This is a genomic window from Romboutsia sp. CE17 (genome assembly GCF_012317385.1).
GTDB lineage: Bacteria > Bacillota > Clostridia > Peptostreptococcales > Peptostreptococcaceae > Romboutsia_E.
This window is the reverse complement of the sequence record NZ_CP051144.1, coordinates 1479132-1494019: the sequence shown is the minus strand read 5'-3', so window position 1 is coordinate 1494019 and position 14888 is coordinate 1479132. Positions and strand designations below refer to the sequence as shown.

Genomic DNA, 14888 nt, shown 5'->3' with positions numbered 1-14888 from the left:
AGAAAGAAGAAAAAATAAAATTTAGGGGGAGAAAATGTATAGAGCGGTTATTATAGATACTCAATTTGGAGATATAGATGGTGACTTAATATGTGAAAAAATTATACTAAAAGGTATTCAAGAAATAGAAAACTCACCTTTTATGAATAAACTTCAACTAGTCATAGAAAAAGAAGGGGATAAGAAAATTTATGATATAAATATTAAAGGATATTTTTTTAATTTGTATTTAGTAAATATTTTAAATAACAATTCACAAGAGATATTGATTACAGGGCAGTATAGTAAAAGCAGAGGATATGCTATAACAAGGATATTTAAATATGAAAATAACAAATTAAAGGTTATTGTAGACGATAAAGACTTATCAAGCAAATTAAAATGTAAAGCTAGATATTTAAGCGGATATAAAGTAGAAGTTAAATGCGAAAATGGCAATAAAACATACACTATAGATCTTAATAATAATTTAGAAGATTATCTAGATATAGTTTATGATAAGTATCAAAGTCCTTTAAATGAAGAAGAACCAACGGTATCAGCACCAAACACAATATATCCAATTATTGTTTCTAGTAATAATTATTATAGTTTACAAATTCAGCAGCGAATAATAGGCGTTTCAAATTCAGATGTCATAGGAGCTATACAATCAATTTTAGAAATAAAAGAAAATGGAGAAATAAATGTAAAACAACAATATTTATTATTAATGGATAGAGAACCTGTATGAACTAAACTACCTGAGGGAGCAGAAATAATATCATTGGATAGATTTGGTGGAAAAAATGATGTCATAATATTAGATTTAGATAATAAATATGGAGAAGAAATAATATTTGCATATAAGTATAATAAAAAAGCTTATGTAGGTATTGGAAAATATAATAAAGATAAATTTGTAATTGTTGATATATATGAAGGAAGAGGGAGTGATATATCACATTTATTTATTAGACCTATATTACATGAAAGATCTAACACTATAGTAATAGGATGGAAAGTTAGAGATATATCATCAAATTTAGACTTATTAATATATGAAGATAAGAATTTAAAATCAATATTAAATAATAAAGATCTTTATTTTACTATGATTGACCTTATAGACTTTAATAATAATAATTTACAGGAAATAGTTTTATGGACACATGATACAAAAGATGCATACAATGTAAGAATTTTTGAATATAAAAATAATTATTTAATTGAAACTAATAAATATGATGAAATTTATTATGTTAAGGTCTTAAAATACTATGAAGATCTTGTAAATAAATATCCAAATTCTACAACTTATTTATACTATCTTGCAAATGCACAAAATATTTTAGGTTATGATTCAAAAGAAACATTAAAGAAATTAGAAAATTTAAATTATGATTATAAAAAATAATCTATTAAAATAATAATGAGTTTAAATAATCTAGGACTATTCAATGATAATAGGTCAAATCTATAGGTTTATAACTATGAAAATTTAAGGAGAGCAGCATCTAGAAAAGTAAATTTATATTTTATGAGATATAAAAATTTGAGCTAAGAATTTTAATATAGATTTAACAACCTAATAGTAGATATGTTAAATCTATATTAAAAAGATAACAAATACGAATTAGTTTAATATAATAAATAGAAATATTTGTTAAAAGGAGATGTTCGTATGGAAACCTCAATTCATACAATAGCTTGCAACAATTTATTAATATTATTTGCAATTGTAGCTTTGACAGGTATTGTTTGCAGCATAATTAGTGAAAAAATAAAAATACCAGATGTAGTATTATTTTTATTAGTAGGGATAATTCTTGGCCCATCTTTTTTAAGTTTTGTTGATATTAGTCAATATCAAGTTGAAAATCAATTAATATTAACCTTTGGTTCAGCATTTATATTGTATCTAGGAGGCAAAGAAATTAGCTTAAAAGTGTTAAAAAATGTAAAATTATCAGTACTATTATTATCAAGTATAGGTGTTTTAATATCTGCATTTGTAATGCAGCAAATAATTGGTTTTACATTTAAAACTAGCGCAATGACAGCTCTATTAATAGGCGCTATAATAGCTTCAACAGATCCAGCGACATTAGTTCCTATATTTAACAGCATAAAAATAAATAATAAAGTTAAGCAGACTGTAATAAGTGAGTCTGCATTTAATGATGCAACTGGTGCAATATTAACTTCTGCGGTTTTAGCTATAATTTTATCAGGAAAATTTTCATTACAAGATAATTTATACCAACTTTTAGTAATGATTTTAGTAGGAGTATTAGTAGGAGTTGCTACGGGGCTTGTTTTATTAGCTTTAGTAAATGATAAACCATATGGAATATTTAAAAGCTATACTCCAATAGTATCTATATTATCAGTAGTAATTGCATATGAATTATCTACTAAGCTTGGTGGTAGCGGATATATGTCATGTTTTATAGTTGGGATAATTACTGGTAATAAACAGAATTTTAAACTATGGCTTAGTCAATCATGTTATGATGCAGACTGTCATGTTGCGGAAACTTTAGGTACAATTTGTAGGATGTCAATATTTATAATATTAGGTACACAGGTAGATTTAGCTATACTAAGTAAATATTTGTTACCTTCAATAATATCCGTATTAGGTTTAGTTTTCATTGCTAGACCAATTGTAGTTTTGATATGTACTATATTTGATAGAAAAGCAAAATGGAATAAGAATGAAATACTTTTTATGATGTGGGTAAGAGAAACTGGTGTAATACCAGCCGCACTTTGTGGTATTATAACAGCTATGAAAGTACCAGGTTATGAAATTATTTCTTCAGTAGTTTTTATGACAATATTAATAACACTGATTGTTCAAGGAAGTAGCACAAAGTTTGTTGCTAAAAAACTAGGACTATTGGAGGTTGAAGAAAAGCAAATAGATTAATTGAATTAATATTTAGTGTTAACTTAGATGTGCTCTTTTTAATATAAACATTTATTTTTAGATGATTATATTAAAAGGAGCATAATTATTTTTAATTACGTACATAAAATTAATAAAGTGAAAAAACATAACTAATAATACGAATTTTATTGTATAAATTTTAAAGAATATGGTATAATTAACAAAGCAGAATAGATAAAATAGGGAGGCAAAGTATGTTTACAGTTATGGAAATTGTTCAACCAACTAGTGTTGAAGAAGCATACGGGTTATTAACAAAAAGAAAAAACAACCAAGTTATAGGCGGAAGTGCTTGGTTAAGAATGGGGAATAAAAGAATAGGTACGGCTGTTGAATTGTCACAGCTAAACTTAGATTATATAAAAGAAGAAGAAAGTTACATAGAAATAGGAGCTATGACTACTTTTAGAAGTTTAGAAACTAGTAAAATACTTTCAGAAAACTTTGGGAGCATAATAAGGGATTCTGTTAAAGATATAATAGGTGTTCAATTTAGAAACGTAGTAACTATTGGTGGAACAATATTTTCTAAGTTTGGATTTTCTGATTTAATAGTAGCATTATTAGCTTTAGAAACTGAAGTTGAACTAGTAAATGGAGGAAGGATGTCATTACAAGATTTCTTAAATAGAGAATATGAAAAAGACTTACTTACTAAGATTTATATAAATAAAAACAATACAAAGTCATCATATAAGAGTTTAAGAAATGCTCAAAGTGACTATGCATTACTTAATGTATCAGCATCTAACACTAATGGTAATATAAAAATATATGTAGGTGCAAGACCTCAAATAGCTACTCTTGCAGTTAAAGCTAGCGAATTTTTATCAAACAATGGATTAAGTGATGAAAATATAGATAAAGCAGCATTAATGGTCAGTGAAGAAATGGTATTTGGAAGTAACATGAGAGCATCAAAAGAATACAGAACTTTAATGAGTAAAGTATTAGTAAAAAGAGCATTAGTGGAGGTTAAGTAATGTTAGTAGAATTAAAGGTTAATGGTAAAAAGCATAAAATTGATATAGAGCCAGAAGAATACTTAGTTGATACACTTAGAAAAGTGGGGAACTTAAGTGTAAAAAGAGGATGTGATACAGGCTGTTGTGGACTTTGTTCTGTATGGATAGATAAAAAGCCTACATTATCTTGTGCAACTCTTACTATTAGAGCAATAAATAAAGATATAACTACAATAGAAGGACTAGAAAAAGAAGCAGAAGAATTTGCCAAAATACTTATAGCAGAAGGTGCAGAACAATGTGGGTTCTGTTCTCCAGGATTTATAATGACAGTACTTGCAATGAAGGATGAACTTGAAAATCCAACTGAAGAAGAAATAATACATTACTTAACAGGAAATCTATGTCGATGTACAGGGTACATGGGGCAACTAAGAGCAATAAAGACTTATATGGGGGTAAAATAATATGAGTTTCGTAGGAAAGAGTATACCTAAAACTGACGGATTAGCAATAGCAACAGGAAAGCCTGTGTATACTGATGATTTATCATCAAAGGATGCATTAATAGTAAAATTACTAAGAAGTCCACATGCAAATGCAAAAATAAAAAGCATAGATACTTCAAGGGCAATGTTAGTACCTGGAGTGGAATGTATATTAACATATAAAGATGTACCAAATGTAAGGTTTACTTTAGCAGGGCAAAGTTACCCAGAACCATCTCCTTATGATAGATTAATACTTGAAGACAGAGTAAGATATGTTGGAGATGAGGTTGCAATAATTGCAGCAGTAGATGAAAAAACTGCTATAAAAGCAATGAACATGATAAAAGTGGAGTATGAAGTATTAGATGCAGTAATAGACTTTGAAACTGCAATAGATAACAAAGTTGTGGTTCATGAAGAAGATGTTCATACTAACTTTGATATAGGAATGCAAAGAGAAAGAAACATAGTTTCTACTCATGACTATACTAAAGGTAACGTAGAGAAAGTATTAAGTGAATGTGATATAGTAATTGATGAAACTTATTATACTCAAGCACAATCACAAGCAATGATGGAAACATATAGAGCTTATAATTATATGGATCATCTTGGAAGACTTGTAGTTATATCTTCTACTCAAATACCATTTCATGTTAGAAGACATTTAAGTAGAGCTTTAAACATACCATCAAGTAAAATAAGAGTTATAAAACCAAGAATAGGTGGAGGATTTGGTGGTAAGCAAACAGCTTGTGTAGAAATATTCTCTGCACTTGTAACATTGAAAACAGGAAAACCTGCAAAGTTAATATATACAAGAAAAGAGACTTTCAATTGTTCAAATAGTAGGCATGCTATGAAAATTAATGTAAAAATAGGTGCTACTAAAGATGGAATTATAAAAGCAATAGATATAGATGCATTATCTGATACTGGAGCCTATGGTGAGCATGCTTCAACTACATTCGGATTAGTAGGAGAAAAAAGTATTCCAGTATACAATAAATTAGAAGCTGCTAGATTTAAAGGGCATGTAGTGTATACTAATAAAATGCCAGCAGGTGCATTTAGAGGATATGGAGCAACTCAAGGTTGTTTTGCACTAGAATCTACTATAAATAAATTAGCAACAAAATTAAACATGGATCCAACAGAGTTAAGACTTAAGAACATTGTAAAAGAAGGAGAAGTTACTTTTGCATATGAAAAATCTATAAATAGTGCCAACTTAGAAGAATGTATAAGAAAAGGTAAAGAAATGATAAGCTGGGATGAAAAATATCCTGCTAAAGATCTTGAAAATGGAAAAGTTAGAAGTGTTGGTATGGCGCTTACTATGCAAGGATCAGGGATAGCAGATATAGATACGTCTTCAGTTGAGATAAGACTTAACGATGATGGAAATTATACATTATTTGTAGGTTCTACAGATATGGGAACTGGTAGTGATACAATCCTTGCTCAAATGGCTTGTGATATATTAGAAACTACAATGGATAAAATAACAGTAGTATCAGCAGATACTGATATAGTACCTTATGACCCAGGTTCTTATGCATCAAGTACAACTTATGTAACAGGAATGGCAGTTGTTAAAGCATGTCAACAATTAAGAGAAAAAATAATTGAAGTAGGAGCAAATAGACTTCAAGTTGCAAAGGAACTTGCAGAGTTTGATGGTAATCAAGTATTCTGTGATGAAAAATCTATATCATTATTTGATTTAGCAGTTGACTTTACAGTTGGAATTGATAAAGTTCAATTAAATGGATTTGCTTCTCATGGTAGTCCGGTCTCACCTCCTCCATACATAGCTGGTTTTGTTGAAACTGAAATAGATAAAGAAACTGGGAAGGTTGAAATAGTTGACTATGTTGCAGTAGTTGACTGTGGGACTGTAATAAATAGAGGTCTTGCTACTATACAAACAGAAGGTGGTATAGTTCAAGGAATGGGGCTTGCTTTATTTGAAGAAGTTAGATATACAGATAAAGGACAAATGGATAGTAATAGTTTTATGCAATATAAGATACCTGCTAGATGTGATGTTGGAAAAGTTAGAGTTGATTTTGTTGAAACGTATGAGCCAACAGGTCCTTTTGGTGCTAAAAGTATAGGTGAGGTTGTTATTAATACTCCTGCTCCTGCTATACAAGATGCAATTTATAATGGTGTTGGAGTAAGGATAAATAGCCTTCCTATGACTCCTGAAAAGATATTTATGGAGATGAATAAGTAATATATGAATTAGATGTAGTTCATTGTGAATAGTAAAATTATAGATAAAATAAAGAGCATAATAATTTGTGGTTATAAACTAGAATTATTATGCTCTTTATTATTTTTATATTATTTTTATATTATACTTATAAAAATAATATAAAAGATAAGAAATTAAAAATTCGTAATTAATACAAATTATAAATAAAATATATATAATATTGTTCGATAAAAAACGATATTTTCAAACCAAAATAGAATGGGATTTAAAATATATATTAAAATTAAAATATAAAAATATTGACAATACCGATAAATAACAGTATTATTTTTAAAGAAATAATTTTGATACTTTAATTTGGTCCGGAGAGGCTACAAAGATATTACGTATTTAGTATAAAAATAACTTTATGTAATAATCCTGTTATCTTCTCTTAGATAAGAGGAATTTTTTTGTATTAATTAGAAATTATACTTATATGTAATTGTACGAGTGTCATCATAAATTTGTTTAAGACAGTGGAGGTACAATCAATGAAATTAAGAAAATGTTTAGCATTAGCTATGACGACAGTATTATCAGCATCTTTATTAGTAGGGTGCTCAGGAAACTCTCAAGAGGATGATAAAATAACAGTGGCAATGATAACAGATGTTGCTGGTGTTAATGACCAATCTTTCAACCAATCAGCTTGGGAAGGATTACAAAGAGCTGAAAAGGAATTAGGTATTGAAGTTAAATACTTAGAATCTAACCAAGATGCAGATTACATGCAAAATGTAGAAACATTAGTAGATCAAGATACTGATTTAATACTAGGAGTAGGTCAAAAATTAGCTCCTACAATAGAAGAAGCAGCTAAATCATATCCAGACCAAAAGTTTGTATTAGTTGATGAAACTTATGAAACAATACCATCAAATGTAAAAACAATACAATTTAATGCTGAACAATCAGCATACTTAGTAGGATTAATAGCTGGAAAAATGACTAAAACAAACAATGTTGGATTTATAGGTGGAATGCAAATAGGTGTTATAGATACTTTTAAATATGGATTTATGGCAGGTGTAAAAGCTGCAAATCCAGATGCAGAGATACAATCTCAATATGCAAACTCATTTACAGACCAAGCTAAAGGTAAGGCTATAGCTACTCAAATGTATAAAAATAATGCAGACATAATATTCATAGCTGGTGGAGATGTTGGAACAGGTGCTATAGAAGCAGCTAAAGAACTTGGAAAATATGCTATAGGTGTAGATAGAGACCAAAGTGACTTAGCTCCAGAGAATGTTTTAACTTCAGCTATAAAGAGAGTTGATGCAGGAGTATATGAGACTGTAAAAGATTTAGTAGAAGGTAAATTTGAAGGTGGAACGAATATAGTGTACGGATTAAATGAAGATGCTGTAGGTATACCAGATACTACTTCAAACTTAGTATCACAAGATATATTAGATTATGTTAATGAGCAAATGGAAAAATTCAAAAGCGGTGAATTAACTGCTCCAAGAACAGAAGAAGAATACAATGCGCTTGTAAAATAAGTAAAATATAATTATTTAGTAATAAAGAGTGTGGGATTAGCCTACACTCTTTTTATTTTGTGTATATAAAATATTTATATTGTAACTAATTAGTAAAGATAAAAGTTGTATTCTATATTAAAATACTATGTAAAGGCAAAAATATATTTTAGATAAGGGGGATGACATATGCTAGAAGAAATAAATCATAAGATAAATTACATAAAAAGCGAAGTTGCAAAAAAACAAGTATTAGAAGATAAGCTTAATGATTTAAATAAAGAGCTTTATAAAAGTGAGTCAGAGCTTAATGATTTAGAAAATAAATTAAAAAAAGAATATGAAGATGTAGAAAAACTAAAGAAATTATCTTTATCAAATATTCTATCTACAATAATGAGAAATAAAGAAGAGAGAATGGAAAAAGAAGAAAAGGAATATTTAATGGCAAAGATTAAGTATGATAATTGCAATTCAAAAGTTAAGTTAATAAAATCGAATATAAATAATTTAATTATTAGAATAAATAGCTTATCAGATTGCGAAAATGAATATTCTAAATTATTAAAAATGAAACTTGAGTTATTTAATATATACGGTGATGAAGAAAATAAAAATAAGCTTATGAATATGGATAAAGAAATAGATACATATTTGAAAGAAATTAAAGAGATTGAAGAATCAATTTCAGCAGGAAATAGCTTACTTAAAGAAATAGGAGATGCGGTAAAATTATTAGAATCTGCAAAAACTTGGAGTACTATCGACTTACTTGGTGGAGATTTATTCTCATCACTTGCTAAACATCAAAGAGTTAATGATGCGCAAAAACATTTTAGTAGAATATCTTATTTATTAGAAAATTTTAATAAAGAATTAAAAGATGTTAATATAAATAGCTTAAGGTTTTCTAGTGCAAATGTAACTCTAGATATATTTTTTGATAATATATTTACGGATATTTCTGTAAGTAATCAAATAAATAAGTCATACCAAAATATACGGGATCTTCAAAGAGAGGTTAATCGTATTTTAGATAATATAAAAGAAAATAAAAATCAATTAAATGAAATAGTTACTGAAAAGAGAAAAGAATATGATGACTTTATAAATAATATATAACAAATTTTCTATTATTTACTTATGAATATAAAAGGATGTATATGAACTTTTACAAAATAGATTTATATACATCCTTTTTATATTAAATTAATAATATATTTTCATACAATATCGTAAAATGATGAAGTAGTTGATATTATTTTTATATTTTACTTATAGATATTAATTTTTCAGATACACAAATGCCTATACTGATTATAGTTTCTATATGAATTAAGTGTTCAATTGAGGGATCAAATAATATAGTAGCATTTGGTAAAATTTCATCATCACCTTCCCATAATACTACACAAATATTTATCTTTGGAAGAACTTTAAATTCATATCCTTTATCTCCAAAGTTAATCTTCTTACCACCTAGCTTTAATGAACTTTCCTTGAATTTATATATATCATTTCCAAAGTTTTCTATAAGGTTTGCTATTGCCATTTTATAAAAGGCAGGGTAAAACAAAGCTCCACCATTAGGTATTTCTTTTAGGGTAACCCATTTATTAGTATTGACTATATAATCTTTGGAATGAGTAAGATAATTTAATATAATTATGGAGTCATTAATTGTAGGAGTTTCACCATTTTCTTTTCTATATATAGTATTATTTTCAAAATCTAATATATAATTTTTTTCAAAGAATGGAACAACTAATTGATTTTTCTCAGAACAATATATAATTTCTAATCTTTTAGCTAAGTCTAAAGGATTTAGCTTTTTTAGTTTACACCATTCTGCATTATAGGCAATTTTATAATTACTTTCCATACTTATCTCCCTTATTTAAATTTTTAATATACCTATCTTTAATATAATTATAGCGTATATTAATATTTAAATAAGAAAAATTTTAGATGGAATTAAAATAAATCTAAATACAAACTATATTTATTATTTCTAAAATATCATAAATCTAGTTTTGATAATTAAGACCTTGCTCATCTATATAATTAAACACTTTCAATTCGCTAGCATCTAAATCTTCTTTAAACATTGAAATAGCATTTATTTGATTATTATTATAAGTATTATAATAATAAACTCCTTCTTCTTGACACATACAAGAAGTATATAAAGTAATATCATTTTTACCATCAGGAGTTACAACTGAACCACCAACCATAGCAACATTATTTAAGATATGGAAAAACTCTGAAATAGTAGAATCTCTATTATCTAAAAAAGCTGCATGGCTTTTAAGATAGGCAGCTCTTATAAATCTTGATGTAGGATAAAAATCGCCAGGTATTCCCATCAAGCCTAGACCTTGACCTACTGGTTTTAATTCTTGTTTATGCCAATTAGTATTTTCAGGTTGGGTAGATTTTAAACCACTGTATATTCCTAAATTAGTAATATGCCAGTCAAAAGTTGGTGAGTTTGCTAGAACTCCAACATTATTATCATATACGGCAAATTTATCACAAGTCTTTTCTATTACAATACATTCATCATTAGTATCATAAACTATCCAATGAAGTGTAGGTAAAGGAGCATATGGAGCAAATTGTTTAGCAACAATATTTATATTATTTAAAGCATTTTTAACTTCTGAAACTTTTTCAAAATTACTTAAAATCCATAAAATTAAATCATATGGACCTAAATTTATCTTTCCATCAACAGTATTTTCTTCATAATAAGAGTAATGAGGGAAATTTAAACCTGCACAAGCTAATCCTTTCTCATTAAAACCATCTGCAAAAAGGGGATGATTTTCCATTATAGTACCCATTCCCATTACTGCGTATTTACTTTTATTAGACTCCCCAGTTACAACATTTTTCCAAGGAAAGTTTCTTGGAACTAATACAACAGATTGATTAAAGTTATATTCTAGATCCATGTTTCTTCCGAAGAAATGGTATCCATCTTTAGACGTTAAAGTTAATGCAGTACACATATTTTACACATCCTTTGTTTAGTTTAATATTTTATTTAGAAGTATTATTATCTATTTTTAGTTAATATATACTATTACTGATTTAAGGGTGTGTATATCGATTGGTCTAGAAATATAAAAAACAAGTGATATAATTAAGTAATATTAGAAATAAAGATATCTTGAAAAATAATAAAGTTATATGAGAATAAGAGAATATTTTATAAAAGGGGATTAGTGTATGAAGAATGTATCACTTAGAAGTTGTAATAGCTATGTGTATGAAGAAGTAAATTTACAAGTTGATAAGTTAATAAATGACTTAGGAGGACTTGAAAAATACATAAAAAGAAATAGTACAGTATTTATAAAATTAAATTTAGTTATTAAAAAAAGGCCAGATGAAGTGGCAACTACACATCCAATGGTTTTAAAAGTGATAGCAAAAAAGCTTTTAGAACTAGGATGTAAAGTAATAGTAGGGGATAGCCCAGGAGGTCCTTATACAAAATCCTCTTTAAAAGGAATATATAAAACTTGTGGAATTGAAGACGTATGTAATGAACTTAATATAGAATTAAACTATGATACATCAGAATTAAAGGTAGAAAATCCAAGTGGTAAAATACTAAAATATATGACAGTAATAAAACCTATAATGGAAGCGGATCATGTTATAAATATATGCAAATTAAAAACTCATGCAATGGCAACTTTTACTGGAGGAGTAAAAAATTTATTTGGTGTAATACCTGGTGTAAAAAAAGCAGAATATCACTTTAAAATGCCTGAGGTAGTAGATTTTACTGAAGCATTAGTAGATATTTGTTCTTTTGTATCACCTGATATTACAATAATGGATGGAATAATAGGTATGGAAGGAGAAGGCCCAACAGCAGGTGTTCCTAGAAAAATAGGTGTATTACTTGCATCACCAAGTCCATACGCAATAGATGTAGTGGCTTGTAATCTCATAAACTTAGATCCTAATAAAGTTCCAACTATTCAAAGGTGTATAGAAAGAAAAATAATAGAGAAAGACTTCTCTGATATTTGCATACTTGGCGAAAAGATTGAAGATAAGATAATCAAAGACTTTAAAATACCATCAAATAAAAGTATAAGCTTCTTAAGAGGAATTATACCTAAAAAATTAGAAAAATTTGTAAATAAGAAGTTAGCAGGAAGGCCAGTAATAAATTATAAAAAATGTGTTAAATGTGGTGAATGTAGCAGAGTGTGTCCACCTAAGGTTATATCTATGAAAAATAATGGGCCTAATATAGATTTAGAACATTGTATAAGATGTTTTTGCTGCCATGAGTTATGTCCTAAAAAGGCTGTGGATTTAAAAAGACCATTATTATCTAAATTTTTAAAATAAAATAAAATTACTATATTGTAATTTTAAAATATGATACTATTTATGATAATATAAATAATATATAAGTAATATTCAAAAGGAGAAATGACATGAGTAAGTATAGTAATTTCATAGATAAAATTATAAATGAAAGCCCAGACTTTATGGTAATTGAAGAAGATAATGAAAAATATTTATTGTTTGATAGATTTGTAACTTCACTTAGTGATAATGCCATGCCTTGGTTATTTAAGGTGTATTTAGATAAAAATTATAATATCTTAAGAGATGATAAGTTAACTGATGAAATTAAAGAAAAATATAAAGATGCTCATATGAAAATTATAGATATAAATGGAAATATATTTTTAAACAAAGATACTATAAATGTTATTCTTAATGAGCTAGAAATACATAATCAAATAGAATTTAATGAAAAAATTTTAGAGTATAAATTAGTATAACAAAAAGGTTTATACATACGTATCCACAGTAATATTTGCAGATGAAACTTAGGGTAAAGTAGTCTATAATTATTCTTAATTGGAGGGATAATTATGAATATTTTTCTAGATTATATAATCTTTATATTAATAATATTATTTACTCACTTAATAACTTATAATACTCAAGCTATAAGTGGGAGTAGTTACTTTTATGGTGTATGTGTAAATCAAATTAAATTAGAGAAGCAAGAAAAAGATAATATTGACAGAAACTTTAAAAAGAATTTAAATTTATCGCTAATATTAGTTATATTTATATATATATTACTTAAATATACATTAACTTTAAATACAGGCATTAATATGGTAGTAAGTATAACTATATACTCATGTTTATACTATTTACTTTTAAAAAAAGAATATAAAAAAGTAAAAGAGATTAAAGATAATTATTTACGAAATAATATTGAAATTAAAGATTTTGCTAAAATGAAAAAATATATAAAAGAAGATGATATTTTAGTAAAGGAAAAGAATAAGATAAAAAATAAATTTAAGGTACTATTTACAATATGTATAGGACTTTCAATATTATCATTTTTATATGTTTTAGTTAATTACAAAAATATGCCAGATATAATAATTACCCACTGGGGTTCAGGTGGAATACCGGATGGTTTTGCCAAGAAAAATATAGTAGATGCATTTTTTACTAATTTTATAGATATAGGAATGGTTATATTATTTGCATTAATGGGGATAGGAAGCATCTCATCAAAAACTTATATAGATGCTGAAAATTTAGAAGTTAATAGAAAGAAAGCTATAAAATATTTAAATGGTATTGGATACTCTTTCTTTATTATGACGCTTATAATGCAGTCTATTACTTCATTAATACCAGTGTTTATGGTTCAACAAAAAAATATACCGATTCAACTTATTATGTTTTCATGTATAGCACCTATATTCATAGTAGTTCCATTAATTTATTTTTATATAATGTTAAGCAGTTTAAAGCCTAAAGATAAATCTATTTATACTGTTGAAAGTGATGATGAAAAGTGGATTTATGGATTTGTATATTATAATAAAGATGATTCATCTTTAATGGTAGAAAAAAGATTTGGAGCTGGATGGAGTATTAATATGGCACATCCTATGGGAAAATTTATTACTATTATAATTTTTGTAACCATAGTAGGTAGTATTGTAATATGTTTTATATAAACTTATAAAGATTGTATACACTGAGATTATTACTGAAAATTTAACATGATAAGTTGCAGATTTTAAAATATTAAAGTAGTGACGAGAATATATTAGTCTCTTGGATTTATTAACCAAGAGACTTTTTATGTTTCAGTGATCTTTTACTGAATATACTATTATTTATATAAGAATAACTTTATTCTAATGCATTTATATAGTTGAATAACATACTTCTAGTATTTAATACTATCCATACAAAAATCCATGTTATACAAAACGTAATGCCTAGTTCTGCAATATCTATCATAGATAAACTTGTGTTCATAAGTGATAAATAGCATATACTCATAAAAACTATATAATTAAGGCTAAATAGTAAGTTTACTATTTTTTCATAAAATCCATATTCATAAAATCTGCATGGTTTTATGAAGCTTTTAGCCATATATTTAATTTCCGAGAAAATAGTATTAACAGAATAAATAAATATTAGCATTGAAGCGATACTTATAATATACGGTACTTTATATATAAAACTAATAATTCCAGCAAAACCTAATAAAGATACAATTAAAAATAACTTTTTGAATATGAACTTTAAAAATATAAATGCTAGCAATATGCCTATTATACATACTAGTATCTCCAAAATATTCATCCTTTCTAAATTTATTAAAACTATATACCTATATTATTTTCTAAAAAGCAACAAATAATCAACTTTTAT

At 26.7% G+C, this 14888-nt stretch carries 14 protein-coding genes; 11 read left to right on the top strand and 3 right to left on the bottom strand.

What is annotated here, in order from left to right:
* Positions 1–34: 34 nt before the first annotated feature.
* From HF520_RS07150 to HF520_RS07115, 8 genes are all read left to right on the top strand, one after another.
* Positions 35–733 (top strand): hypothetical protein, encoded by a 699-nt coding sequence (locus HF520_RS07150; RefSeq protein ID WP_168573369.1) that lies wholly within the window; start codon positions 35–37, stop codon positions 731–733.
* 33 nt (positions 734–766) lie between these two features.
* Positions 767–1396 (top strand): hypothetical protein, encoded by a 630-nt coding sequence (locus HF520_RS07145; RefSeq protein ID WP_168573368.1) that lies wholly within the window; start codon positions 767–769, stop codon positions 1394–1396.
* A gap of 267 nt (positions 1397–1663) precedes the next feature.
* Positions 1664–2914, top strand: coding sequence for a cation:proton antiporter (locus HF520_RS07140; protein WP_168573367.1), 1251 nt, complete (start codon positions 1664–1666; stop codon positions 2912–2914).
* Positions 2915–3129: 215 nt separating this feature from the next.
* Entirely contained in the window at positions 3130–3918 is a 789-nt protein-coding gene (locus HF520_RS07135; protein ID WP_168573366.1) for an FAD binding domain-containing protein, read from the top strand.
* A complete protein-coding gene (locus tag HF520_RS07130) occupies positions 3918–4367 on the top strand; it encodes a (2Fe-2S)-binding protein (protein ID WP_168573365.1) in 450 nt (149 codons plus the stop codon). Before HF520_RS07135 ends, HF520_RS07130 begins: the two co-directional genes overlap by 1 nt.
* A 1-nt stretch (position 4368) precedes the next feature.
* Complete coding sequence (locus HF520_RS07125) at positions 4369–6633, top strand: xanthine dehydrogenase family protein molybdopterin-binding subunit (protein WP_168573364.1); 2265 nt, start codon at positions 4369–4371, stop codon at positions 6631–6633.
* A 515-nt stretch (positions 6634–7148) separates the two neighbouring features.
* Positions 7149–8165, top strand: coding sequence for a BMP family lipoprotein (locus HF520_RS07120; protein ID WP_168573363.1), 1017 nt, complete (start codon positions 7149–7151; stop codon positions 8163–8165).
* Positions 8166–8333: 168 nt separating this feature from the next.
* Entirely contained in the window at positions 8334–9266 is a 933-nt protein-coding gene (locus HF520_RS07115) for a hypothetical protein (protein WP_168573362.1), read from the top strand.
* A gap of 142 nt (positions 9267–9408) precedes the next feature.
* Here HF520_RS07115 and HF520_RS07110 read toward each other — a convergent pair whose 3' ends face one another.
* Both HF520_RS07110 and bsh read right to left on the bottom strand, forming a co-directional pair.
* On the bottom strand, positions 9409–10026 hold the full coding sequence (locus HF520_RS07110) for a DUF3786 domain-containing protein (RefSeq protein ID WP_168573361.1): 618 nt from the start codon (positions 10024–10026) through the stop codon (positions 9409–9411).
* A 145-nt stretch (positions 10027–10171) separates the two neighbouring features.
* Positions 10172–11161, bottom strand: a complete 990-nt coding sequence (gene bsh, locus HF520_RS07105) for a choloylglycine hydrolase (RefSeq protein ID WP_168573360.1) — start codon at positions 11159–11161, stop codon at positions 10172–10174.
* Between the two features lie 220 nt (positions 11162–11381).
* Between bsh and HF520_RS07100 the strand changes: the two genes are divergently transcribed.
* The 3 genes from HF520_RS07100 to HF520_RS07090 all read left to right on the top strand — a co-directional run bounded on the left by HF520_RS07100 (position 11382) and on the right by HF520_RS07090 (position 14179).
* Positions 11382–12524, top strand: coding sequence for a DUF362 domain-containing protein (locus HF520_RS07100; protein ID WP_168573359.1), 1143 nt, complete (start codon positions 11382–11384; stop codon positions 12522–12524).
* An 89-nt stretch (positions 12525–12613) separates the two neighbouring features.
* Positions 12614–12967, top strand: a complete 354-nt coding sequence (locus tag HF520_RS07095) for a hypothetical protein (RefSeq protein ID WP_168573358.1) — start codon at positions 12614–12616, stop codon at positions 12965–12967.
* A gap of 93 nt (positions 12968–13060) precedes the next feature.
* Complete coding sequence (locus HF520_RS07090; protein WP_168573357.1) at positions 13061–14179, top strand: DUF5808 domain-containing protein; 1119 nt, start codon at positions 13061–13063, stop codon at positions 14177–14179.
* A 178-nt stretch (positions 14180–14357) separates the two neighbouring features.
* Here HF520_RS07090 and HF520_RS07085 read toward each other — a convergent pair whose 3' ends face one another.
* Positions 14358–14810 (bottom strand): hypothetical protein, encoded by a 453-nt coding sequence (locus tag HF520_RS07085; RefSeq protein WP_168573356.1) that lies wholly within the window; start codon positions 14808–14810, stop codon positions 14358–14360.
* Positions 14811–14888 lie beyond the last annotated feature (78 nt).